Here is a 23,163-nt window from a genome sequence, read left to right on the forward strand (position 1 = left end):
GTGCCCGACCCGATCACGCCGGTCCTGACGCGGCGCTGGGCGTCGCCCACGTCGTGGACGCTCGAGACCTACACCGAGACGGGCGGCTACCGCGCGATCCGCGAGGCTCTGGGCCGCGACCCCGACCAGCTGATCCAGCTGGTGAAGGACTCGGGGCTGCGCGGACGCGGCGGTGCAGGCTTCCCGACCGGGCTCAAGTGGAGCTTCATCCCACAGGGCCCGACGGGCGCGGGCGCGAAGCCCAAGTACCTCGTCATCAACGCGGACGAGGGCGAGCCCGGGACCTGCAAGGACATCCCCACGATGATGGCCGACCCGCACTCCCTGGTGGAGGGCTGCATCATCACGAGCTACGCGATCCGTGCGAACTTCTGCGCGATCTACGTGCGCGGCGAGGCGCTGCACCCGATCCGCCGCATGCGCCACGCCGTCGAGGAGGCCTACCGCGCCGGCTACCTGGGCCGCGACATCCTCGGCACCGGGTTCGACCTCGACATCGTCGTGCACGCGGGCGCGGGGGCGTACATCTGTGGCGAGGAGACGGCGCTGCTGGACTCCCTGGAGGGGCGCCGCGGCCAGCCCCGGCTGAAGCCCCCGTTCCCGGCCACGTCGGGCCTGTACGCCTCGCCGACCGTGGTGAACAACGTCGAGACGATCGCGTCGGTGCCCGACATCGTCCTGGGCGGCAGCGAGTGGTTCCGGTCGATGGGCACGGAGCGCTCCCCGGGCCCGAAGATCTACTCGCTGTCCGGGCACGTGGAGAAGCCGGGCCAGTACGAGGCACCGCTCGGTACGACGCTGCGCCAGCTGCTGGAGCTGGCGGGCGGCATGAAGGACGGCATCCCGCTGAAGTTCTGGACGCCGGGCGGCTCGTCCACCCCGCTGTTCACCGCCGAGCACCTGGACGTTCCCCTCGACTTCGAGGGTGCGGCCGCCGCGGGCTCGATGCTGGGCACCACGGCCGTGCAGATCTTCAACGAGACGGTATCGGTGCCGTGGGCGGTCATGAAGTGGACCGAGTTCTACAAGCACGAGTCCTGCGGCAAGTGCACCCCGTGCCGGGAGGGCACCTACTGGCTGATCCAGATCCTGGAGCGGATGCTGCACCACCAGGGCACCGAGGCCGACGTGGAGACCATGCTCGACATCTGCGACAACATCCTCGGCCGGTCGTTCTGCGCCCTCGGTGACGGGGCGACGAGCCCGATCACCAGCGCGATCAAGTACTTCCGCCAGGAGTTCCTTGACCTCTGTACCGCACAGCCTTCGGTGGCCCACCCCGACCAGCTGGCCGAGCTGACCGGAGCGCCCGCATGACCGTCCGCTGCCGTCGAGAACGACGTTACGCATGCCCGGAGGCCCTGTTGATCAGCACAACGTCGTTCTCGACGGAGGCCACGGCATGACGATCGCCCCCGACAAGCCCGACACGGCGCGCCCGGTGCCCGAGGGGCATGTGCGGCTGACCATCGACGGCATCGAGGTCGACGCCCCCAAGGGCGAGATCCTCATCCGCACCTGCGAGCGGCTGGGCATCATCGTCCCGCGCTTCTGCGACCATCCCCTGCTCGATCCCGCCGGGGCCTGCCGCCAGTGCCTGGTCGAGGTGGAGATGGGCGGTCGGCCCATGCCCAAGCCGCAGGCCAGCTGCACGATGACGGTCGCGGACGGCATGGTCGTCAAGACCCAGCACACCTCCCCGGTGGCGAAGAAGGCGCAGGAGGGGGTGATGGAGCTGCTGCTCATCAACCACCCCCTGGACTGCCCGATCTGCGACAAGGGCGGCGAGTGCCCCCTGCAGAACCAGGCGATGACGTCGGGTCGCGCGGACTCCCGGTTCGTCGACGTCAAGCGCACCTTCCCCAAGCCGATTCCGATCTCGACCGAGGTCCTGCTGGATCGGGAGCGCTGCGTGCTGTGCCAGCGCTGCACGAGGTTCTCCGAGGAGATCGCGGGCGACCCGTTCATCGAGCTGCTGGAACGCGGCGCGCAGCAGCAGATCGGCACGGCGAAGGACAAGCCGTTCCAGAGCTACTTCTCGGGCAACACGATCCAGATCTGCCCCGTGGGGGCGCTCACGAGTGCGGCGTACCGGTTCCGGTCGCGGCCGTTCGACCTGGTGTCGACGCCCGGGGTGAGCGAGCACGACTCAGGCGGCGCCGCGATCCGCATCGACTCGCGGCGCGGCACGGTCATGCGCCGCCTCGCAGGCAACGACCCCGAGGTCAACGAGGAGTGGCTCGACGACAGGGGGCGCTTCGCCTTCCGCTACCTCTCCTCGCCGCAGCGGATCACGCGGCCGATGGTGCGCGGTGAGGACGGCCGGCTGGTCGAGACCTCCTGGACCGATGCGCTCGCCACCGCGGCGGCCGGTCTCACGGCGGCCCGCGACGCCGCCGGCAGCGCCCCGGGGATCGGGAAGCACGTCCCGGCCGGCGTGGCCGTGCTGCCCGGCGGGCGGCTCACGATCGAGGACGCCTACGCGTACGCGAAGTTCGCGCGGGTGGCGCTGCGCACGAACGACGTGGACTTCCGCGCCCGCCCCGGCTCGGCAGGGTCGACCGGATCGACCGGGTCGGCTGAGGAGCTGGAGTTCCTCGCCGCGCACGTCGTCGGGCGCGGCCCGGAGACGCTGAGCTACACGCGGCTGGAGGCAGCGCCCGCGGTGCTGCTCGTCGCGCTCGAGCCGGAGGAGGAGGCGCCGATCGTCTACCTGCGGCTGCGCAAGGCGGCCCGCAAGCACGGGCAGAAGGTGTTCCACCTCTCGCAGTGGTCGAGCCCCGCGGTGCTCAGGACGGCGCAGACGCTGGGCGCGGCGGACGTGGTCGCGAAGGACAACCTGGTGCCCGCGGTGCCGGGTGCCGAGGCGATCGTCCTGCGGGATCTGGCGGACGTCGCACCCCACGTGGTGGAGGCCCTCACCGGGGGAGGGGTCATCCTCGTCGGGGAGCGGGCGGCGGTCGTGCCGGGCCTGTACTCGGCGGTGGCGGGGCTGGGGCAGCGCACCGGCGCGGTGATCGGCTGGGTGCCGCGCCGGGCGGGCGACCGCGGGGCGCTGGAGGCGGGTGCCCTGCCGACGCTGCTCCCGGGCGGGCGCGCCGTCACGGACGTCGCGGCGCGGGCGGAGGTCGCGCAGGCCTGGCGTGTCGAGACCCTGCCGGAGAACCCCGGCCGCAGCACGGACGAGATCCTCGCCGCCGCGGCGGCGGGGGAGCTCGCGGGCCTCGTCGTGGGCGGGGTGGACCCCGCCGACCTGACCGATCCGGCCACCGCGATCGCGGCGCTGGACCGCGTCGGGTTCCTGGTGAGCCTGGAGATGCACGCCTCGGCCGTCACCGAGCGGGCCGACGTCGTGCTCCCGGTGGCCCCGGACGCGCAGCGCTCCGGTACCTACGTGAACTGGGAGGGCCGCCACCGCCCGTTCGGCCCGGCGCTGGACGCGAGCGGCGTGCTCCCGGACTGCCGCGTGCTGGACACGCTCGCCGTCGAGATGGACGTCGACATCTTCACGCAGACGCCCGCCGCTGCCGCCGCGGAGCTGGAGCGCCTCGGCACCCGCTCCGGCCCGCCCGCGGCATCGCCGTCGGTCCCGGCCGCCGAGCCGCTCCGGCCCGGCTACGGCCAGGCGGTGCTCGCCACCTGGCGGCAGCTGCTGGACTCCTCCAGCCTCGGGATCGACGAACCCGCGCTCGCGGGCACCGCGCGCCCGCCGCTGGCCAGGGTGAACGCGGCCACCGCGCGGGTCCTGGGGCTCGTCGAGGGCGAGCCCGCGACGATCTCGACCGAGCATGGCTCGATCACGCTGCCGGTGGTGTTCGCCGACCTCCCGGACGGCGTGGTGTGGCTCCCGGCCCACTCCGCGGGCTCGCAGGTGCAGGTCACGCTCGGGGTCGGCCACGGTGATCTGGTGGGGGTGACCCGGTGACACACACGCAGCAGCTGCTGGCGGACGACCCGCTCTGGCTGATCATCCTCAAGGTCGTGGCGCTGTTCGCCGTCGGCGTGGTGCTCACACTGGTGATGATCAACGCCGAGCGCAAGGTGGTGGGCCGGATGCAGCAGCGTCCCGGTCCGAACCGGGTGGGCCCGAACGGCTGGCTGCAGAGCCTCGCGGACGGGCTGAAGCTCGCGTTCAAGGAAGACATCATGCCGGTGCTCGCCGACAAGCCGGTGTACTTCATCGCCCCGGTGATCGCGACGATCCCGGCGTTCGTCGCCTTCTCGGTCATCCCGTTCGGCGGCGAGGTGTCGATCTTCGGCGAGCCGACGGTGCTGCAGCTGGTCGACCTGCCCGTGGGTGTCCTCGTCGTGCTCGCGTGCAGCTCGATCGGCGTCTACGGCATCGTGCTCGGCGGCTGGGCGTCGGGCTCGCCGTACCCGCTGCTCGCGGCGCTGCGCAGCGCCGCGCAGGTGATCTCCTACGAGATCGCGCTCGGCCTGTCGATCGTCGCGGTGATCCTCTACGCCGGGTCGCTGTCCACGGCGGACATCGTCGAGGCGCAGCAGACCGGCTGGTACGTCTGGCTGCTGCTGCCGAGCTTCGTCGTGTTCGTCATCGCGATGGTGGGGGAGACGAACCGGGCTCCGTTCGACCTGCCGGAAGCCGAGTCGGAGCTGGTGGGCGGCTTCCACACCGAGTACTCCTCGCTGAAGTTCGCGCTGTTCTTCCTCGCCGAGTACGTCAACATGGTCACGGTCTCGGCCATGGCGACGGCGCTGTTCCTCGGCGGCGGGATGGCCCCGTGGCCGCTGTCGAACCTCGACTTCTTCCACAACGGCTGGGTGCAGTTCGCGGTGTTCATCGCGAAGGTCGCGATCTTCCTGTTCGTGTTCATCTGGCTGCGGGGGACGCTGCCGCGCATGCGCTACGACCAGTTCATGCGGCTGGGCTGGAAGGCCCTGGTGCCGATCAGCCTGCTGTGGATCCTGACGATCTTCGCGATCCGCACCTACCGCAACAGCGAGGGCGGGGACCTGTCCACCCTGCTGGTGGTGCTGGGGATCGTGCTCGCGGTCGTGCTGGTCGTCGCCTTCCTGGTGCCGGACAAGCCCACGCGGTCCGCCGAGGTCGAGTTCGTCTCGGACTACCCGGTGCCCCCGCTGGACCTCGAGGTCCCCACGCCCGCGCGGCACCGGCTCCGCGCGTCTGCTTCGTCGACAGCGTCGACAGTCTCGACAGCGGCCCCGTCGAAATCGGAGATCGAGAATGTTTGAGTTCTTCAAGGGCTTCGGGGTCACCTTCGGGACGATGTTCAAGAAGGTCGTCACCGAGGAGTACCCGGAGAACTTCCCGCCCGCCGCGCCCCGCTACCACGGGCGCCACCAGCTCAACCGGCATCCGGACGGGCTGGAGAAGTGCGTGGGGTGCGAGCTGTGCGCCTGGGCCTGCCCGGCCGACGCGATCTACGTCGAGGGCGGGGACAACACCGAGGAGGCGCGCTACTCCCCGGGCGAGCGCTACGGCGCCATCTACCAGATCAACTACCTGCGCTGCATCGGCTGCGGGCTGTGCATCGAGGCGTGTCCCACACGCTCGCTCACGATGACGAACTTCTACGAGCTCGCCGACGACAGCCGCCAGAACCTGATCTATACCAAGGAGCAGCTGATGGCACCGCTGCTGCCGGGCATGGAGCAGCCGCCGCACCCGATGCTGCTGGGCGACAACGAGCAGGACTACTACGTCAACGGCCCCGAGCTCGCGCGCTCCGGCGCCAAGGGCGATCCGGTCGGGGAGCAGGTGAAGTAATGCTCGTGCTCGCTCAGGCCGCGCAGGGGGACGTCGTCTCCACCGGTGAGGCCGTCGTCTTCTGGATCCTCGGCCCGCTCGCCCTCGCCGGGGCGCTCGGCATGGTGCTCGCCCGCAACGCCGTGCACTCCGCCCTCTGCCTGATCGCCACGATGTTCTCGCTGGCGGTCCTCTACATGGTGCAGCAGGCGCCGTTCCTCGGCTTCGTGCAGATCATCGTCTACACCGGCGCGGTGATGATGCTGTTCCTGTTCGTGCTCATGCTCGTCGGGCGCGACAGCTCGGACTCGGTCGTCGAGGTCCTGCGTGGCCAGCGGCTCGCCGCCCTGCTGCTGGGCATCGGCCTCGCGGTGCTGCTGGTGGCGGCGATCGCCCGCTCGCTCACCGCCGTCACGCCCGCCGGGCTCGCCGCGGGCGCGGCCGGCAGCAACGGCAACGTCACCGGATTGGGCAGGCTGATCTTCACGGACTACCTCTTCCCGTTCGAGCTCACCTCGGCGCTGCTCATCACCGCCGCCCTCGGCGCGATGGTGCTGGCGTACTCGCAGACCTCCGGGCACGCCAAGCGCGGCCAGCGGGCCACCGTCACCGCCCGGCTGCGCGGCGAGCACGACCAGGTCTCCCCGCTGCCCGGCCCCGGCGTGTTCGCCACGGCGAACTCCGTCGCCGTGCCCGCGTTGCTGCCGGACGGCTCGGTCGCCGAGAAGTCGCTCTCGGAGATCATCGACTCCACGCCGGTCGGGGAGATCGAGCGCTACCACCCGGCGAAGGACGATCCGCACGCCCTCACCGGACGGTCCCGGCCGGAGACCGACGGCAGCGTCGACGGTGCCGACCCCACCCCGGGGGAGCAGGACCGATGACGCCCACGTACTACCTGCTGCTCTCGGCGCTGCTGTTCGCGATCGGCTCCGTCGGGGTGCTGGTGCGCCGCAACGCGATCGTCGTGTTCATGTGCATCGAGCTGATGCTCAACGCCGTGAACCTCTCCCTCGTCACGTTCTCGCGCATCAACGGCACCCTGGACGGCCAGGTCATGGCCTTCTTCGTGATGGTCGTCGCCGCGGCCGAGGTCGTGGTCGGCCTCGCGATCATCATGTCGATCTTCCGCACCCGCCGGTCCGCGTCGGTCGACGACGCCAACCTCCTCAAGTACTAGGAGCTCCCCGTGAACGAGGTACTGCCGGCCGTGGAGCCGGCGACCGGCGCCGCCGGGCTCGCGTGGCTGCTGGTGGCGCTGCCCGCGCTCGGCGCGCTCGTGCTGTTCCTCGCGGGCCACCGGGCCGACCGGTGGGGACACCTGCTCGGCGTCACGACCGTCGTCGCGTCCTTCGTGGTCGGCCTGACGATCTTCTTCGAGACCCTCGGGCTGGCACCGGACGCGCGTACCCGGGAGCTCACGGTCTACGACTGGTTCTCCGTCGCCGGTCTGAACATCGACTTCGGGCTGCGGATCGACCCGCTGTCGCTGACGTTCGTGCTGCTCATCACCGGTGTCGGGTCGCTGATCCACATCTACTCGGTCGGCTACATGGCTCCCCACTCCGGTGATCATGCAGACGATCCGAACCACAACGCCTCGGCGCGGCGGCGCTTCTTCGCCCAGCTGAACCTGTTCGTCGCGGCGATGCTGGTGCTCGTTCTCGGCGACAACTTCGTGATGCTCTACCTCGGCTGGGAGGGTGTGGGCCTCGCGTCGTACCTGCTGATCGGCTTCTACCAGGATCGCCCGTCCGCGGCCACGGCGGCCAAGAAGGCGTTCCTCATGAACCGGGTCGGTGACGTCGGCCTGGCCATCGCGATCTTCCTGCTGTGGACCGAGCTGGGGACGCTGCAGTACACCGACGTGTTCGCCCGCATCGGCGAGGTCTCCGGCGCGACGCTGGTGGCGATCACCGTGCTGCTGCTGCTCGGCGCGTGCGGCAAGTCCGGCCAGTTCCCGCTGCAGGCCTGGCTCCCGGACGCGATGGAGGGCCCGACGCCCGTCTCGGCGCTCATCCACGCGGCCACGATGGTCACCGCGGGCGTGTACCTCATCGCCCGCTGCAACCCGATCTACAACCTCACCGAGACCGGGCGCCTGGTCGTCGCCATGGTCGGCGTGATCACCCTGCTCATCGGGGCGATCATCGGCTGCGCCTACGACGACATCAAGAAGGTGCTCGCCTACTCCACGGTGAGCCAGATCGGCTACATGATCCTCGCCGTGGGGCTCGGCCCGGCGGGCTACGCGCTCGGCATCTTCCACCTGCTCACCCACGGCTTCTTCAAGGCGGGCCTGTTCCTCGGGGCCGGTTCGGTGATGCACGCCATGCACGACGAGGTGGACATGCGCCGCTACGGCGGCCTTGCCCGGTACATGCCGATCACGTTCGTGACCTTCGGCCTGGGCTACCTCGCGCTGATCGGCTTCCCGTTCATGTCCGGTTACTACTCGAAGGACGAGATCATCGCCGCAGCCTTCACCGCACCCGGGTGGCAGGGCTGGGTGTTCGGGGGCACGGCCACCCTCGCGGCGGGGCTCACCGCGTTCTACATGACCCGCCTGGTGCTCATGACGTTCTTCGGGGAGAAGCGCTGGCAGCACCTGCGCACCGAGGACGGCGAGGAGTACCACCCCCACGAGTCCCCGTCGGTGATGACGGCACCGATGATCGTGCTCGCGATCGGCTCGGTCGGCGCGGGCTTCGCCCTGCACTACCACGAGGCGCTGATCAGGTGGCTCACCCCGAGCCTCGGCGAGCTGGTCGTGAACCCGGATGGGGCGGTCCCGGCGTCCGCGGTGCCGCTGCTGGTCGTGGGCCTCTCCGCGCTCGGTGTCCTGATCGCCTGGCTCACCGTCGGACGCCACCCCACCCCGGTGGAGCGTCCCGAGCCCGTGTCGCTCCCGGTGGAGGCCGCCCGCCGCGACCTCTACGCGAACGCGATCAACGAGGCCCTCATCGCCCGGCCGGGCACCTGGCTCACCCGGGCGCTCGTCTTCGTCGACAACCGCGGCGTGGACGGCGTGGTCAACGGCACCGCGGCCCTGCTCGGCGGCAGCTCCGGGCGCCTGCGCCGGCTGCAGACCGGCTTCGTCCGCTCCTACGCGCTGTCGATGCTCGGCGGCGGCGTGATCGTCGTCGCGGCGCTCCTGGCGGTGACCCTCGCATGACTGGAGGCGTGTTGCTCCTCGCCCTGCTGGTGGTGCCGCTCGTCGGCGCCGCGATCGTCGCACCCCTGCACCGCAGCCCGGGCACCGCGAAGACCGTCGCCCTGGGTGTCGCGTTCGTGTCGCTCGCGCTCACCGCCGCCACCTGGTTCGCCTACTCCGTCGACGCCGCGCGGGCCGGCACCCGGTTCCAGCTGGAGCTCTCGGTGCCGTGGATCCCGGCGTTCGGCACGTCGTTCGCCCTGGGCATCGACGGCATCGCGCTGGTGATGCTCGCGCTGATCGCCGTCCTCGTGCCGATCGTCATGGCGTACTCCTGGACGGAGCGCCTGCCGGAGGACCGCAGCGAGGCCGGGTTCTTCGCGCTGCTGCTCGCCACGCAGGGCCTGCTCGTCGGGGTCTTCGCCGCCACGGACGTGTTCCTCTTCTACGTCTTCTTCGAGGCGATGCTCGTCCCGATGTACTTCCTGATCGGCCGCTTCGGTGGGCCGCGCCGCCAGTACGCGGCGGTGAAGTTCTTCCTGTACTCGCTCTTCGGCGGCCTCATCATGCTGGCGTCGGTGATCGGGCTGTTCGTCGTCTCGGGCCGCGAGCTCGGGCAGGGCACGTTCACCTGGAGCGAGCTGCAGGCCATGGCCGCGACGCTGCCGGAGTCCACGCAGATCTGGCTGTTCCTCGGCTTCTTCGTCGCGTTCGCGATCAAGGCGCCGCTCGTGCCGTTCCACACCTGGCTGCCCGATGCCGGTGCCGAGGCCCCGGTCGGCGCGGGCGTCCTGCTCGTCGGCGTGCTGGACAAGGTCGGCACGTTCGGATTCCTGCGCTACTGCCTGCCGCTGTTCCCGCTGGCGTCGCAGCGGCTCGCGCCGCTGGTGCTGGTGCTCGCCGTCGCCGGCGTGCTGTACGGCGCGCTGCTCGCCGTCGGCCAGACGGACATGAAGCGTTTCGTTGCCTACACCTCGATCGCCCACTTCGGCTTCATCGCGCTGGGGATCTTCGCGTTCTCCTCGCAGGGCTTCGCCGGGTCGTCGCTGTACATGGTCAACCACGGCATCTCGACGGGCATGCTCTTCATCGTCATCGGCCTGGTGATCGCCCGCGGCGGCTCGCGGTTGGTCACGGACTACGGCGGGGTGCACCGCCTCGCCCCGCTGTTGGCCGGGTCGTTCCTGGTGGCCGGGCTCTCTTCGCTCGCGCTGCCGGGCATGAACTCGTTCGTGAGCGAGTTCCTCGTGCTCGTCGGGTCCTTCCCGCGGGAGCCGGTGTACACCATCCTCGCCACCGTCGGGATCATCTTCGCCGCGCTCTACGTGCTGTGGATCTACCAGCGCACCATGCAGGGCCCGGTGCGCGGCACGGCGGTTCTGGCGGCCCTGGACAAGGCGGGCGGGCCCGGCACGATGCTGGACCCGGCCGTCTCGGCCACGCGCTCGGCCGGCTTCCCGGACCTGTCGCGGCGCGAGCTCGCCGTCCTCACGCCCCTGATCGTGCTGATCCTGGTGCTCGGGTTCTTCCCCGGCCCGGTGCTGGACGTGATCACCCCGTCGGCGGTGGCCACGATGACCGAGGTGGGTCTCCCCGACCCCGTGGGAGGTGTCCGATGACGGCCCTGACCGTCCTGGCCCAGGCGGCGCCGCTCGCCCCGATCGCGGTCCCGCCGATCGACTACGCCGCGATCGCCCCGTTGCTCGTCATCCTGGGCGCGGCGTGCGCATCGGTGCTGGTGGAGGCGTTCCTTCCGCGCCATCAGCGCTGGCCGGCGCAGGTGGCGCTCACCGTCGGGGCGATCGCCGTCGCGGGTCTCGCGCTCGGGATCTACGCCGGCAACGCCGGGCCCGAGGGCGTCGTCACCGTCGCCCAGACCCTCGCGGTGGACCGCCCGGCGCTCTTCGTCTGGGGCACCCTGCTGGCCCTGGGCCTCGCGAGCGCGCTGCTCATCGCGGACCGGTCCGTCGAGCCGGGCGGGGCGTTCGTCGCCTCCGCGGTGGCGCGGGCGGAGGCGTCCGGGGGGTCCCGCGTGCCGCCGGGCGAGGAGCGCTCCTACGGATCGCCGGACCAGGCCCCGACGATGCAGACCGAGGTCTTCGCGTTCCTGCTGTTCTCCCTGGGCGGGATGATGACGTTCGCGGCGTCGAACGACCTCCTCACGATGTTCATCGCGCTCGAGGTGCTCTCGCTGCCGCTGTACCTCATGTGCGGGCTCGCCCGGCGCCGTCGCCTGCTCTCGCAGGAGGCCGCGGTGAAGTACTTCCTGCTGGGCGCGTTCGCGTCCGCGTTCTTCCTCTACGGCGTCGCGCTGCTCTACGGCTACGCGGGTTCGGTGCGCCTCGGCGAGATCGCCGCGGCGTCCGTCGGCTCGGACCGCTCGGACACCCTGCTGTTCGGCGGGCTCGCCCTGCTCGTCGTCGGGCTGATGTTCAAGGGTTCGGTGGGGCCCTTCCACACCTGGACCCCGGACGTCTACCAGGGCGCCCCCACACCGGTCACGGCCTACATGGCGGCGTGCACGAAGGTGGCGGCGTTCGCCGCGATCCTGCGCGTGCTGCATGTCGGGTTCGGCGACACCCGCTGGGAGTGGCGGGGGGTCCTGTGGGCCATCGCCATCGCCTCCATGCTGATCGGCGCGGTCCTCGGCCTCACCCAGACCGACCTCAAGCGCCTGATCGCCTACTCGTCGGTGGCCCATGCCGGCTTCCTGCTGTTGGGGGCCATGGCGATCAGCGAGCAGGGCATCGCGAGCACGCTGTTCTACCTGCTCGCCTACGGCTTCACCACGGTCGCGGTGTTCGGGATCATCTCGCTGGTCCGCGGCCCCGAGGGCGAGGCGTCGCACCTGTCGCAGTGGGCCGGGCTCGCGAAGCGGTCGCCCGTCGTCGCCGGGACGATGACGTTCCTGCTGCTCGCCCTGGCCGGCATCCCGCTCACCAGTGGGTTCACCGCCAAGTTCGCGGTGTTCGCCGCCGCTCTCGACGACGGCATGGCGCCACTGGTGGTCATCGCGCTCATCGCGAGCGCCATCGCGGCGTTCTTCTACCTGCGGGTGATCGTGCTCATGTACTTCAGCGAGCCCGCGGCGGACGGCCCGACGGTCACCGTGCCGGGCGCGTTCACCACGGCGGCCATCACCCTGGGCGTCATCGTCACGTTGCTGCTGGGCATCGTGCCGACCGTCGCGCTGGAGTGGGCCGCCGGCGGTGGGTTCGCGAGCTGATGCGGGCGACGATTCGTAGGCTGGCGGGGTGAGTGCGAACTCGATTGCCGGGGTGGAACTGGCCGATGCGGGGCTGGCCGCCGCCACGAGCGCGGGCCTGGACCGCGTCGAGGATCTCCTGCACCGGGAGGTGCACAGCGACTACCGGTTCGTCACCGAGACGTCATTGCACCTGATCGATGCTGGTGGCAAGCGGTTCCGGCCGCTGTTCACGCTGCTCGCGGCGCAGGTCGGGCCGCAGCCGGAGACCGCGGAGGTGATCACGGCGGCCGCCGTGGTGGAGCTGATCCACCTCGCGACGCTCTACCACGACGACGTCATGGACTCCGCGACGATGCGCCGCGGGGCGGAGAGCGCCAACGCGCGGTGGGACAACACCGTGGCGATCCTCACCGGGGACTTCCTCTTCGCCCACGCCTCCCGGCTCGTCGCGGATCTCGGTCCCGAGGCGGTGAAGATCATCGCGTCGACGTTCGCGGAGCTCGTCACCGGGCAGATGCGGGAGACCCGCGGAGCGCGGCCGGGCGAGGACCCGGTCGAGCACTATCTCACCGTCATCGCCGAGAAGACCGGCTCGCTCATCGCCACGTCGGGCCGCTACGGCGGCATGTTCTCCGGGTGCACGCCGGCGCAGGTGGAGTCCCTGCGCCGGTTCGGCGCCGTCATCGGGACGGCGTTCCAGATCTCCGACGACGTCATCGACATCGCCTCGCCGTCCGCCAGCTCCGGCAAGACCCCCGGCACCGATCTGCGCGAGGGCGTGCACACGCTGCCGATGCTGTACGCGCTGCAGGAGAGCGGGGCGGAGGCGGAACGGCTGCGGGCCCTTCTCGCCCGCCCGATCTCCGACGACGCCGAGGTCGGCGAGGCCCTGGAGCTCCTGCGGTCCGGACCGGGCCTGGGGCGGGCCCGGAACGTGCTCGCCGCCCAGGCGGCCGAGGCCCGCGCCGAGCTGGGGAAGCTCCCGGTCTGCGCGGCGACCGAGGCCCTGGGCACGCTGACGTCGTTCGTCGTGGACCGCACGGGCTGACCGCGAGTTCCGCATCTCATCAGCCCGAGTTGCGCCTCCCGCGGCCGCGAGTTGCGCATCCCGTCAGCCCGAGTTGCGGTTTTCGTCAGGCCCGGGCCGCGGCGAAACCGTCAACTCCCGCCGATGGAATGCGCAACTCGCGGGCGGGTGGCACGTGCGTACCGCACCAGGTCGACGGTGAACACCACGAGCGCGATCCACACCAGCACGAACCCGATCCATCGCGTCGCCGGCATGTCCTCGTGTACGACGAGCACGCCCCACAGGAACTGCAGTGACGGGTTCAGGTACATGAGCACGCCGATCGTGCTGAGCGGGACGAGCCGCGCGGCCGCACCGTAGAGCAGCAGCGGCACCGCCGTGACGGGCCCACCGGCGATCAGCAGCAGGGTGTGCCCGAGCCCGTACCCGGTGAACGTGCCGCCACCCGCCAGCTCGAACCACACGACGGCGCCGAGCGCGACCGGGCCGAGCACCAGGCCCTCGGCGGTGAGGCTCGCCGTGGTGGGCAGCGGCACGGTGCTCTTGATGAGGCTGTAGAGGCCGAACGTCAGTGCGAGCAGCGCGGCGATCCACGGGACCCGCCCGTTCTCGACGGTGATCACCACGACGGCGGCCGTGGCGAGCGCGAGCGCGACGATCTGGGCCCGCCGCAGCCGCTCGCGCAGCACCAGCACCCCGAGCAGCACGCTGACCAGCGGGCTCATGAAGTAGCCGAGTGCGGACTCGACGACGTGGCCGGTGAACACGGCGTAGATGAACAGGCCCCAGTTCACCGCGATCAACATCGCGGCGGACGTCGTCATCGCCCAGCCGCGCAGGGAGAGCGCTCGAAGCGCCCCCCATCCGCGCAGCACCGACAGCACCGCCACCATGAGCACCGCCGTCCAGGCGATCCGGTGGGCCAGCACCTCGACGGGAACGGCGGGGGCGAGCAGTGGCCAGAAAGCCGGGAAGAGCCCCCACATCGTGTAGGCGCCGACGGCGAGCGCGACGCCCCGCCCGTCCAGCCGATCCAGCGTCGCGGAAGTCGACGACGATGTCGCTACGGCCATCACTCCATGAGAACAGAGCCGGGCGGACCGGTCAGGTGAGACTGCTCACCGCACCGGGCCGTCCGAACGAACGAATGGCGCGTTCGTCCAACTCAGTTGGACGAACGCGCCGCTCGTTGCGCGAAGGCAGGCTCAGCCGGCCACCGTCCAGGTGTCGCGGCCGGTGAGCAGTTTCTGCAGGTCGCCCGTCGCGGCTCGGGTGGCGGCGTCGATCTGGGCCCGCGCGGCGTCGTCGTAGGTGCTGCGGTGGGCGCGGCGGAACACCCCGGTGACGGTGTGGTTGAGTTCCTGGTCCGAGAGCCGGGAGAGGGCGAATGCGAGGTTCAGGTCGCCCGCGTCGTGGACGACGATCTCGGTCGCGTCGATCTCGTCGATCTTCGCGACGGTGAGCCCGAAGCCCTCGCGCACCACGGCGTAGGTGCCGAGGCCGTCCTCCCCGGGCGGGCCGAAGCGGATCGGCTCGCCGTCGTGGAGCGGGATGAGCCGCTGTGGCGCGGTGTCCGGCTTGCGCAGGACGTCGAAGCTGCCGTCGTTGAAGATCGGGCAGTCCTGGTAGATCTCGACGAGCGCGATGCCGCGGTGGTCGGCGGCGGCCGCCAGCACGGCGGTGAGGCCCTTGCGGTCGGAGTCGATCGCGCGGCCGACGAACGTGGCCTCGGCGCCGAGGGCGAGCGAGACGGGGTTGAACGGGTGGTCCAGCGACCCCATCGGCGTCGACTTGGTGATCTTGCCGACCTCGGACGTCGGCGAGTACTGGCCCTTCGTGAGCCCGTAGATCCGGTTGTTGAACAGCAGGATCTTCAGGTTGACGTTGCGGCGCATCGCATGGATCAGGTGGTTGCCGCCGATCGACAGGGCGTCCCCGTCGCCGGTGACCACCCAGACCGACAGGTCCCTGCGCGATGTGGCGAGGCCGGTGGCGATCGCGGGCGCCCGACCGTGGATGGAGTGCATCCCGTAGGTGTTCATGTAGTAGGGGAAGCGCGACGAGCAGCCGATCCCGGAGACGAAGACGGTGTTCTCGCGCTTGATGCCCAGGCTCGGCATGAACTGGCGGACGGCGGCGAGCACGGCGTAGTCCCCGCAGCCGGGACACCAGCGGACCTCCTGGTCGGAGGTGAAGTCCTTGGCGTTCTGACCGGCCTCGGCGGTCGGGACCTCGCCGAGGCCCCCGATCTCGGGAAGACCCAGGTCGATGGCAGTCATGCGTGCACCCCCCGTGCTGATGGTCGGCTCTCGGCCGGGCTGCGCTCCGCGCTCGCCGGAGTTCGCTGCGATGCTCACCCGACCGTCACCTCCGTCAGATACCCAAGGTAGAGGTCCTGGAGCTCCTCGGCCTTGAACGGCAGGCCGGACACCTTGGTGTAGCTGCGGACGTCGACGAGATGGCGGGCCCGCAGCAGCAGCGCGAGCTGTCCGAGGTTCATCTCGGGCACCAGCACGGTGCGGTACCGGGCGAGCACCTCGCCGAGGTTGGCGGGCATCGGGTTGAGGTGGCGCAGGTGGGCGGTGGCCACCCGGTGGCCCATCGCGCGCACCCGCCGCGCACCCGCGCCGATCGGGCCGTACGTCGAGCCCCAGCCCAGGACGAGCAGCTCGGCATCCCCGGTCGGGTCGTCGACCGTCAGGTCCGGCACGGCGATGCCGTCGATCTTGGCCTGGCGAAGGCGGACCATGTGCTCGTGGTTGTCGGGGTCGTAGGAGATCGCGCCGTGCCCGTCGGCCTTCTCCAGGCCGCCGATGCGGTGCTCCAGGCCTGGCGTACCCGGAACGGCCCACGGGCGCGCCAGGGTGTCCTCGTCGCGCAGGTACGGCCAGAACTCGCCCGACCCGTCCGGGGCGTTGGGTTTCGTGGCGAACCCCGGATCGAACCGGTCCAGCGTCGTGACCTCGGGCACCCGCCACGGCTCGGAGCCGTTCGCGAGCGAACCGTCGGAGAGCAGGATCACCGGAGTGCGGTAGGTGACCGCGATCCGGGCGGACTCCACGGCGGCGTCGAAGCAGTCGCCGGGCGAGCGCGGGGCGATGATCGGCAGCGGGGCCTCGCCGTTGCGGCCGAACATGGCCTGCAGGAGGTCGGCCTGCTCGGTCTTGGTCGGCAGGCCGGTCGACGGGCCGCCGCGCTGCACGTCCACGACCAGCAGCGGCAGCTCCAGGGACACCGCGAGGCCGATCGTCTCCGACTTCAGCGACACGCCCGGCCCCGACGTGGTGGTGACCCCCAGCGCCCCGCCGAACGCCGCACCCAGGGCGGCGCCGATGCCCGCGATCTCGTCCTCGGCCTGGAAGGTGGTGACGCCCAGCGCCTTGTGCTTGGACAGCTCGTGCAGGATGTCCGACGCCGGGGTGATCGGGTAGGAGCCCAGGAACACCGGCAGGCCCGACAGCTGCCCGGCCGCCACGATCCCGTAGGCGAGCGCGGTGTTGCCGGTGATCTGGCGGTACGTGCCCGGGTTCAGCTTGGCAGGCGCCACCTCGTAGGTAACGGCGAAGGACTCGGTGGTCTCGCCGTAGGCGTGCCCTGCCCGAAAGGCCAGGATGTTCGCCTCCGCGAGGTCGGGCCTGCGGGCGAACTTCTCCCGCAGGAACCGCTCGGTGCCCTCGCTCGGCCGGTGGTACATCCACCCCAGCAGGCCCAGGGCGAACATGTTCTTCGCCCGCTCGGCGTCCTTCTTCGACAGCCCCGAGCCCGCGAGCGCGCCGCGCGTCAGGGTGGCCATCGCGACCGGGTGCACCTGGAAGTCGGCCAGCGACCCGTCCTCGATCGGGTCCGCCTCGTAGCCGACCTTCGCGAGGTTACGCCTGGTGAACTCGTCGGTGTTGACGATCAGCAGGCCGCCACGCGGCAGGTCGGCGATGTTGGCCTTCAGCGCGGCCGGGTTCATCGCCACCAGGACGTCCGGCCGGTCGCCCGGAGTGAGGATGTCGTAGCTCGCGAAATGCAGCTGGAACGACGACACACCCGGCAACGTCCCCGCCGGGGCGCGGATCTCGGCGGGGAAGTTGGGCAGCGTCGAGAGGTCGTTGCCGAACGCCGCCGTCTCCGAGGTGAACCGATCGCCCGTGAGCTGCATACCGTCGCCGGAGTCGCCGGCGAAGCGGATGACGATTCGTTCGCGCGCCACCACCTTCCGCTCGCCGGCTCCGGAGTGGTCGGTGGTATCGGCTGCGGTGTCCGATGACGTCATGACGTGCTCGAGTCCTCGAGTCGTTGTGCAGATGCTCCACGGGAGTGGCGCCTTCCTTCGTCGAGATTAACTCCCGGTATCCGACAGTGTCCCCGCGGCCCCGCCCACGTCACACCTAGTCGTTCGGCTGGTCGGAACGAGCGATCTTCGCCTGCAGCGCGGCGAGCCGCTCGCGGAAGGCGTCCTGGCGCACCGACTCCGCCTGGGCCCGCACCTCGACCTCCACCGCGTCGACCTGGGCCTGCAGGTGCGCGGTGACGCGCATCGTCGCCTTCGTCGTGACGGCGAGGGTGCGCGGTGCGTCCGCCGCCCGGGTCGCCATCTCCAGCGCCGCCGCGCGCGCGTCGTCCACCGCCCGGAGCACCAGCCCCACCCGCTGCGCCTCCGCGGCGTCCAGGACCTCCCCGAACAGCGTGAGCGCCGCCGCCACCTGCGGCCCGACCGCCCGGTGAGCCATCCAGGTGTAGCCGCCACCCGGGTGCAGGCCCAGCGGCAGGAACCGCGCGTCGAACCGCGCGCGCGGCCCCGCCAACCGGACGTCGCAGGCCAGGGCCAGGTTCAGCCCCGCCCCGACCGCGGGCCCGTTGACGGCCGCGATCGTCGGCAGCGGGCACTGCGCCACCGCGAGGAACCCCTCGTACACCGCGCGCAGCCGCGCCGGATCGGCGTCGGAGAGCTCGGTGAGGTTGCCCCCCGCGCAGAACGCCGGGTCCTCGCCGGTGATCACGACCGCTCCGACGTCACCGTCCGCCACCGCCGTCGTGACGGCGTCGGTGAGCAGACGCGCCATGCGGGTGTCCATGGCGTTGCGGCGCGCGGGATTCGACACCGTCAGGATGGCGACGCGGCCGACGGTCTCGCGCAGGACGGTGCCGACGGTGTCGGCGGGGGAGGTGGCCGGCGAGGTGGTCATGGCCACGCATCCTGCCAATCGGGAGCCGGTCGTGGTTACCGTGCGCGAATGGTCTGTCCCACGCACACCGATCGTCCGCAGCGCTGGCGGTCCAGCGGCTGCTTCGCCTGCGGAGACGATCCGGGCGGTCTCGGGCTGACGGTGACCACGGGTCCCGGCGGGCGTGCCAACGGGATCTGGACGGTCGAGCAGCGCCATCAGGGTGCGGCCGGCATCGCCCACGGGGGTGCCGTCGCCGCGGCGTTCGACGAGGTCCTCGGCGCCGCGCAGGTCCATCACGTCGAGAGCGCGGTGACGGCCTCGCTCACGACGGACTTCCTGCGACCGGTGCCCGTGGGCGCGGTCGTGCACCTCGACGCGGTGGTCGTCGCGTACGAGGGGCGCAAGCTGCACATCGAGGGCGAGGCCCGCCTCGATGCCCCGGACGGCCCGCTCGCCGCCCGCGCGCGAGGTTTGTTCCTGGCGGTCCCCGGCGAGCACTTCACCCGGTTCGGCACGGAGGGCCCGCAGCACGAGGCCGTGGCGCACGAGGGCTGAAGGTCCCGGAACAGCGGATCGCGCCCGCTCGTTGGGAGTGACGTGCGCAGGAACCTCAACGGGCTGAAGACGGCCCTGCTTCTCGGGGGTCTCAGCGCGCTCGTGCTGCTCGTGGGGTCCCTGTTCGGTCGTGGCGGGCTGCTCGTCGCGCTCGTCGTCGCCCTCGCGATGAACGGCTACGCCTACTTCAACTCGGACAAGCTCGCCCTGCGGGCCATGCACGCCCGGCCGATCACCGAGGCCGAGCACCCGGCGATGTACCGCATCGTGCGGGAGCTGTCACGTGCCGCACGCCAGCCGATGCCGCGGCTCTACATCAGCCCCACCGCCGCACCCAACGCGTTCGCGACGGGGCGCAGCCCGCGCCACGCCGCGGTGTGCGCCACGACCGGCCTGCTGGAGCTGCTCGACGAGCGGGAGCTGCGTGCCGTGCTCGGCCACGAGCTCTCCCACGTCTACAACCGCGACATCCTCATCTCCTCGGTGGCCGGGGCGCTCGCCGCGATGGTCGGTTTCCTCGCGAACATGGCGATGTTCGCGGGTCTTTTCGGCGGATCGGACGAGGACCGGCCCAACCCGGTCGCGCTGCTGCTGATCGCGGTGCTCGGTCCGATCGCGGCGGGCCTGGTGCAGATGGCGGTGAGCCGCTCGCGCGAGTACGAGGCCGACGCGAGCGGTGCGGCCCTCACCGGCGACCCGCTCGCGCTCGCGTCGGCGCTGCGCAAGCTGGAGTACGGTACGCAGCGCGCCCCGCTGCCCCCCGACCCGCGGCTGGTGTCGCAGTCGCACCTGATGATCGCGAGCCCGTTCCGCACCGGCGAGCACGCGGCGCGGCTGTTCGCCACGCACCCGCCGCTGCAGGACCGGATCCGCCGGCTGGAGCAGATGGCGCGCGGGCGGCGCTGACGCCCTACTGCGCCTCCGCCGGCGCGGGGAAGAGCCCGTCGAGCCACGCCTGCCAGGCCGCCGTCAGCGACTTCTCGTCCGTACCCGCCCCGTACAGGTAGTGGTAGGCGCTCACGCCGCAGCCCGCGTCGCCGCCCTCGGCCCCGAAGCGGTGCAGCGCGTCGACCGACCGGATCCCGAGGAACTCGGCGGTCGCGACGTCCACGGTCCCGGTGACGGGGTCGAGGCCTTCGGAGGTGAGCGTGACCCGGTCGCCCACGGCCGGGTGGGCCGCCAGGCCGAGGCCGCGGTGCAGGGCCTGCCGGGCGGCCGCGGCGCCGTCCGGGACGAACGCCATCGCGACGACCGTGACCGCCGGGCGGCCCGCGAAGTGCGCCAGGTAGGTGTCGAGGTTGGCGAAGAAGAGGTCCCACCCGGCGTCGAAGGCGCGGTACTCGTCCTCCCAGCCCTCGTCGGGGAAGCCGCTCTGCACGAACCGCAGCACCGTTCCGCTGCCCTGGCGCACCTCGACGAGGAACTCGAACGCGTAGCTGGGACCCTCGGCGGGCGGTTCCGCGGCGCCGTAGGTGAACCGCCGTCCCTCCCGGTACGGGTGCACGAGGACCGTAGCCCGGTGCGGGCGGCCGTCCCGTCAGGCCCGCGTGGACGCGAGGTTCGCGGCGAGGAACTTCGGTACGTCGTTGACGCACAGCGCGTCCGCCCCCGCCAGGCGCAGGCGGCGCGAGAACGCGATCGGCGGGCACCACACGAGGAACTCGCACCCGGCCCGGTGCACGAGATCGACGACGTACTCCAGCGGCCGGTGCATCGTCTCGTCCTCGATGTGGTTGGGCCGCAGCGACTTCCACTGCGCGGCGAGCACCTGCACGTCCAGGTGCCCTGCGGCGGCGACGGCCTGCCCGATCGGGAAGTGCACCCAGGTGAGGATGCCGCGGGGGACGGTGGGTGCGCGCTCGCGCAGGATGCCCAGCGCCGCGGCGTCGAACGACGTGACGAGCGACGGGCGCCGTCGCGCCTCCCGCGCCGCCACCGGTGCGAGCAGGCCCGCGGTGGTGGCGCCGCGGGCGCGCAGCGCGTCCTCGGCGGAGGACTTGAGGTCGAAGTTCACCCCGACGCCGGGCGGCAGCGCCTCCAGGAGCTCGGCGAGCCCGAGCACGCCGTGGCGCTGGGCCTGCGCCGTGCCGAGATCGGCCCAGAACGTGCCGTCCGGTGCCGTGGGGTGGTGGGCGACGACGAGGTCGTCGTCCGCAGTGCGCCGGACGTCGACCTCGACCCAGTCGACGCCCAGCTCCACCGCCGTGAGGAAGGAACCCAACGTGTTCTCGGCGTGGCCCGCGACCACGCCCTTGCCGCATCCGCGGTGGCCGAGCACGGCCGTGCGGGTGCCGAACAGGCTGCCCATAACACGCCGTCACCCCGCTCGGGGCGCCACGTTCACGCCGCAGGTGTGACGGTCCTGCTCACCTCCGTGTTCGCGCGGGCGAGATCGTCGGCGAAGTCGATCTCGATCGCGAAGTGGGCGGAGATGTCCACGGCCTCCACCCGCAAGCCGTCGGCGGCGATCGCGGCCTCCAGACCGCGTTCGAAGTAGTCCTGGTCCCGGCACTCCTCGAGCTGCCGGAGCAGGACGGCCTTGTCGTCCGCCGCGATGTAGTTGATCCCGACCGCCTCGCCGAGACCGCCCACGACCTGCTTGGACAGTGCGTCGACGAAGCCGTCGGAGTCCAGAGTGTACTTGACCTCCTCGGCTCCGACACGCTCTGTGTTCACGCACACGAACGTGCGATCCGCCGTGACCGCCGGGGTGATCGCGGGCAGCAGGCTCGGCGCGAACACGACGTCGCCGTTCAGCCACAGCACGCCGCCGGGATGCGACGTCCGCAGCGCCTTGAGCAGGCTCTTGCACGTGTTCGTGTGCTCGTAGCGCTCGTTGTAGACGAACGTGACGTCCGGGGCCGCGGCCATCACCATGTCCGGGCGGAACCCGACGACGACGGTGACGTGCACGTCCGCGCCGAACGCGGCGTGCAGATGGTCGAGCTGGCGGCCCAGGATGCTGCGCCCGTCGGCCAGCGGGGTCAGGGGCTTGGGCATCGGCATCCCGAGGCGGGTACCCATGCCGGCGGCGAGGATCACCACCTGGAGCGGGATCCGGAGCTGCTCAGACACCGGCCACCACCGGGAGGTCGCCGACGGCACGGCAGGCCAGGGCGCGGTCGCGGTCGGCGATGGTGTCGGTGACCGCGGCGAGGAAGCGGGCGGTGGACGCGCCCGGGGCGAGATCGCCGAAGTAGTGCATCCGCAGGGCCTCCCGGGCCCGGCGATGGACGTCGACCACGAGGCGGCGGGCCAGCAGGTGGGTGAGCACCCCGATCGTCGACGCGTCGACCACGTCGGCGGCCCGCCCGATCGGCGCGTCGGCGAGCAGGCGCTCGCGGTCGCCGTGGCGGTCGCAGAGGAACACCGGCCGGTCCGTGTGCAGATACAGGAAGTCCAGCCCGACCGACGACACGTCGGTGATCATCATGTCGCAGCCGGGGAACACGGCGAGGATGTCCGCGCCCGTCGCTTCCACGTCCTCGGCACCGAGCAACGACCGGATCTCCGCGTGCGCGGCCGCGATCTGCGGGGTGGGACTCGACGCCACACGCGGGTGGGGCTTGTAGACCACCCGCACGTCCGGCACGGCCAGCGCCGCGCGCACGATCGCGGGCCCGTACAGCGCCACCGAGGTGTAGTCGTTGGAGGCGTTCTCGCCCTCCCAGGTGGGGGCGTAGAGGATCGTGCGCCGTGACGACGCCGGCAGCACCGGCTCGGGCGCAGGTCCAGCTGCGGGCGGCCCACCCGGACGAGGGCGCGTTCGTCGAACTCGATCAGGGCCGCCCGGTGGCGGCGCACCGCCGCCTCGCCGGCCACGAACACCCGGTCGTAGGCCTTGACCTGGTTGGACACCATGCAGACCTTGTCGCTCTCGCCGTGGTTGACGTGCACGTGCAGCATCGAGCGGGCGGCGAGCATCTGGAAGTTTCGGACCGAGTTGTTGACGTAGATCGCGACCTTGAAGTCGCTGGCCTCGAACAGGTCAGCGAGGTCCGGCCACGTGGGCACGAGCACGGACCGCAGCGGGGTCTGCGACCGCACCACCGCATAGGTGTCCCGATGGGTGAGGAGCAGGGTCACGCGATGGTGCCCGTCCAGCCGTTCCAGCACCGGCAGCCACTGCCGCAGCTGGTAGACCCGCCGGGGATCTTCGGCGAAGTACACGACCACCTCGCCGGGCACGGCCTCGCCCGGGACGTAGCCGTCCGGATCGGCGACGCGGCGGCCGTTCAGATGGCGGTGGCTCGCGGCGGGTGGTGCGGGTGACGTCTGTGTCGTCTGCGGGACGGGCGAAAGCCCCATGCAGCGGCCTCCCGGTGGATCGAT

At 71.4% G+C, this 23,163-nt stretch carries 21 protein-coding genes; 13 read left to right on the top strand and 8 right to left on the bottom strand.

Annotation, left to right across the window (positions count from 1 at the left end; all coding sequences use genetic code 11):
• The 10 genes from nuoF (at position 1) to AB7J25_RS06395 (ending at position 13,138) form a co-directional block, all read left to right on the top strand.
• Complete coding sequence (nuoF, locus tag AB7J25_RS06350) at positions 1 to 1,317, top strand: NADH-quinone oxidoreductase subunit NuoF (protein ID WP_428506028.1); 1,317 nt, start codon at positions 1 to 3, stop codon at positions 1,315 to 1,317.
• Between the two features lie 85 nt (positions 1,318 to 1,402).
• Positions 1,403 to 3,925, top strand: a complete 2,523-nt coding sequence (locus AB7J25_RS06355) for an NADH-quinone oxidoreductase subunit G (protein WP_428506030.1) — start codon at positions 1,403 to 1,405, stop codon at positions 3,923 to 3,925.
• Complete coding sequence (gene nuoH / locus AB7J25_RS06360) at positions 3,922 to 5,214, top strand: NADH-quinone oxidoreductase subunit NuoH (protein WP_428506032.1); 1,293 nt, start codon at positions 3,922 to 3,924, stop codon at positions 5,212 to 5,214. Before AB7J25_RS06355 ends, nuoH begins: the two co-directional genes overlap by 4 nt.
• On the top strand, positions 5,207 to 5,749 hold the full coding sequence (gene nuoI / locus AB7J25_RS06365; RefSeq protein ID WP_428506034.1) for an NADH-quinone oxidoreductase subunit NuoI: 543 nt from the start codon (positions 5,207 to 5,209) through the stop codon (positions 5,747 to 5,749). The genes nuoH and nuoI overlap by 8 nt, the downstream gene beginning before the upstream one ends.
• Positions 5,749 to 6,612, top strand: coding sequence for an NADH-quinone oxidoreductase subunit J (locus tag AB7J25_RS06370; RefSeq protein ID WP_428506036.1), 864 nt, complete (start codon positions 5,749 to 5,751; stop codon positions 6,610 to 6,612). The genes nuoI and AB7J25_RS06370 overlap by 1 nt, the downstream gene beginning before the upstream one ends.
• Complete coding sequence (gene nuoK / locus AB7J25_RS06375) at positions 6,609 to 6,908, top strand: NADH-quinone oxidoreductase subunit NuoK (protein ID WP_428506038.1); 300 nt, start codon at positions 6,609 to 6,611, stop codon at positions 6,906 to 6,908. The genes AB7J25_RS06370 and nuoK overlap by 4 nt, the downstream gene beginning before the upstream one ends.
• 9 nt (positions 6,909 to 6,917) lie before the next feature.
• The gene (gene nuoL / locus AB7J25_RS06380) at positions 6,918 to 8,903 is read left to right on the top strand and encodes an NADH-quinone oxidoreductase subunit L (RefSeq protein WP_428506040.1); all 1,986 of its coding nucleotides are present in this window, start codon (positions 6,918 to 6,920) and stop codon (positions 8,901 to 8,903) included.
• Entirely contained in the window at positions 8,900 to 10,501 is a 1,602-nt protein-coding gene (locus tag AB7J25_RS06385; RefSeq protein ID WP_428506042.1) for an NADH-quinone oxidoreductase subunit M, read from the top strand. Before nuoL ends, AB7J25_RS06385 begins: the two co-directional genes overlap by 4 nt.
• Positions 10,498 to 12,108, top strand: a complete 1,611-nt coding sequence (gene nuoN, locus AB7J25_RS06390; RefSeq protein WP_428506044.1) for an NADH-quinone oxidoreductase subunit NuoN — start codon at positions 10,498 to 10,500, stop codon at positions 12,106 to 12,108. The genes AB7J25_RS06385 and nuoN overlap by 4 nt, the downstream gene beginning before the upstream one ends.
• Before the next feature lie 28 nt (positions 12,109 to 12,136).
• Positions 12,137 to 13,138, top strand: coding sequence for a polyprenyl synthetase family protein (locus tag AB7J25_RS06395; protein ID WP_428506046.1), 1,002 nt, complete (start codon positions 12,137 to 12,139; stop codon positions 13,136 to 13,138).
• Positions 13,139 to 13,248: 110 nt separating this feature from the next.
• Here the strand turns inward: AB7J25_RS06395 and rarD are convergent, their stop codons facing one another.
• The 4 genes from rarD to AB7J25_RS06415 form a co-directional block, all read right to left on the bottom strand.
• Positions 13,249 to 14,193 (bottom strand): EamA family transporter RarD, encoded by a 945-nt coding sequence (gene rarD / locus AB7J25_RS06400; protein WP_428506048.1) that lies wholly within the window; start codon positions 14,191 to 14,193, stop codon positions 13,249 to 13,251.
• A 132-nt stretch (positions 14,194 to 14,325) separates the two neighbouring features.
• Positions 14,326 to 15,399 carry a 2-oxoacid:ferredoxin oxidoreductase subunit beta gene (locus tag AB7J25_RS06405; protein WP_428506050.1) on the bottom strand — a complete coding sequence of 358 codons (1,074 nt, stop codon included), beginning with the start codon at positions 15,397 to 15,399 and terminating at the stop codon, positions 14,326 to 14,328.
• A gap of 74 nt (positions 15,400 to 15,473) precedes the next feature.
• The gene (locus AB7J25_RS06410; RefSeq protein ID WP_428506052.1) at positions 15,474 to 17,381 is read right to left on the bottom strand and encodes a 2-oxoacid:acceptor oxidoreductase subunit alpha; all 1,908 of its coding nucleotides are present in this window, start codon (positions 17,379 to 17,381) and stop codon (positions 15,474 to 15,476) included.
• A 115-nt stretch (positions 17,382 to 17,496) separates the two neighbouring features.
• On the bottom strand, positions 17,497 to 18,294 hold the full coding sequence (locus AB7J25_RS06415) for an enoyl-CoA hydratase (RefSeq protein ID WP_428506054.1): 798 nt from the start codon (positions 18,292 to 18,294) through the stop codon (positions 17,497 to 17,499).
• 48 nt (positions 18,295 to 18,342) lie between these two features.
• Between AB7J25_RS06415 and AB7J25_RS06420 the strand changes: the two genes are divergently transcribed.
• Positions 18,343 to 18,831 carry a PaaI family thioesterase gene (locus tag AB7J25_RS06420; RefSeq protein WP_428506056.1) on the top strand — a complete coding sequence of 163 codons (489 nt, stop codon included), beginning with the start codon at positions 18,343 to 18,345 and terminating at the stop codon, positions 18,829 to 18,831.
• Between the two features lie 42 nt (positions 18,832 to 18,873).
• On the top strand, positions 18,874 to 19,737 hold the full coding sequence (gene htpX / locus AB7J25_RS06425) for a zinc metalloprotease HtpX (protein WP_428506058.1): 864 nt from the start codon (positions 18,874 to 18,876) through the stop codon (positions 19,735 to 19,737).
• A gap of 4 nt (positions 19,738 to 19,741) precedes the next feature.
• Here the strand turns inward: htpX and AB7J25_RS06430 are convergent, their stop codons facing one another.
• Genes AB7J25_RS06430 through AB7J25_RS06445 form a run of 4 tightly spaced genes read right to left on the bottom strand, consistent with a single transcriptional unit; the run spans position 19,742 to position 22,546 of the window.
• Positions 19,742 to 20,335, bottom strand: coding sequence for an SRPBCC domain-containing protein (locus AB7J25_RS06430; protein ID WP_428506060.1), 594 nt, complete (start codon positions 20,333 to 20,335; stop codon positions 19,742 to 19,744).
• A 33-nt stretch (positions 20,336 to 20,368) separates the two neighbouring features.
• Positions 20,369 to 21,139, bottom strand: coding sequence for a glycerophosphodiester phosphodiesterase (locus AB7J25_RS06435; RefSeq protein WP_428506062.1), 771 nt, complete (start codon positions 21,137 to 21,139; stop codon positions 20,369 to 20,371).
• A 32-nt stretch (positions 21,140 to 21,171) separates the two neighbouring features.
• A complete protein-coding gene (locus tag AB7J25_RS06440) occupies positions 21,172 to 21,906 on the bottom strand; it encodes an NTP transferase domain-containing protein (protein ID WP_428506064.1) in 735 nt (244 codons plus the stop codon).
• Positions 21,899 to 22,546 (bottom strand): CDP-glycerol glycerophosphotransferase family protein, encoded by a 648-nt coding sequence (locus AB7J25_RS06445; protein ID WP_428506066.1) that lies wholly within the window; start codon positions 22,544 to 22,546, stop codon positions 21,899 to 21,901. The genes AB7J25_RS06440 and AB7J25_RS06445 overlap by 8 nt, the downstream gene beginning before the upstream one ends.
• A gap of 350 nt (positions 22,547 to 22,896) precedes the next feature.
• Between AB7J25_RS06445 and AB7J25_RS06450 the strand changes: the two genes are divergently transcribed.
• Entirely contained in the window at positions 22,897 to 23,103 is a 207-nt protein-coding gene (locus AB7J25_RS06450) for a hypothetical protein (protein WP_428506068.1), read from the top strand.
• The last annotated feature ends 60 nt before the right edge of the window (positions 23,104 to 23,163 follow it).

Origin of the sequence: Pseudonocardia sp., assembly GCF_050246655.1 — a bacterium.
Classification (GTDB): Bacteria; Actinomycetota; Actinomycetes; order Mycobacteriales; family Pseudonocardiaceae; genus Pseudonocardia.

Coding starts and splice junctions, on each gene's coding strand:
- AB7J25_RS06410 (WP_428506052.1), bottom strand. CDS start 17,381: ATGACGTCATCGGACACCGCAGCCGATACCACCGACCACTCCGGAGCC.
- nuoK (WP_428506038.1), top strand. CDS start 6,609: ATGACGCCCACGTACTACCTGCTGCTCTCGGCGCTGCTGTTCGCGATC.
- AB7J25_RS06450 (WP_428506068.1), top strand. CDS start 22,897: ATGGGTGAGGAGCAGGGTCACGCGATGGTGCCCGTCCAGCCGTTCCAG.
- nuoI (WP_428506034.1), top strand. CDS start 5,207: ATGTTTGAGTTCTTCAAGGGCTTCGGGGTCACCTTCGGGACGATGTTC.
- AB7J25_RS06355 (WP_428506030.1), top strand. CDS start 1,403: ATGACGATCGCCCCCGACAAGCCCGACACGGCGCGCCCGGTGCCCGAG.
- AB7J25_RS06415 (WP_428506054.1), bottom strand. CDS start 18,294: ATGACCACCTCGCCGGCCACCTCCCCCGCCGACACCGTCGGCACCGTC.
- AB7J25_RS06420 (WP_428506056.1), top strand. CDS start 18,343: ATGGTCTGTCCCACGCACACCGATCGTCCGCAGCGCTGGCGGTCCAGC.
- AB7J25_RS06370 (WP_428506036.1), top strand. CDS start 5,749: ATGCTCGTGCTCGCTCAGGCCGCGCAGGGGGACGTCGTCTCCACCGGT.
- rarD (WP_428506048.1), bottom strand. CDS start 14,193: ATGGCCGTAGCGACATCGTCGTCGACTTCCGCGACGCTGGATCGGCTG.
- AB7J25_RS06405 (WP_428506050.1), bottom strand. CDS start 15,399: ATGACTGCCATCGACCTGGGTCTTCCCGAGATCGGGGGCCTCGGCGAG.
- AB7J25_RS06435 (WP_428506062.1), bottom strand. CDS start 21,139: ATGGGCAGCCTGTTCGGCACCCGCACGGCCGTGCTCGGCCACCGCGGA.
- AB7J25_RS06385 (WP_428506042.1), top strand. CDS start 8,900: ATGACTGGAGGCGTGTTGCTCCTCGCCCTGCTGGTGGTGCCGCTCGTC.
- nuoN (WP_428506044.1), top strand. CDS start 10,498: ATGACGGCCCTGACCGTCCTGGCCCAGGCGGCGCCGCTCGCCCCGATC.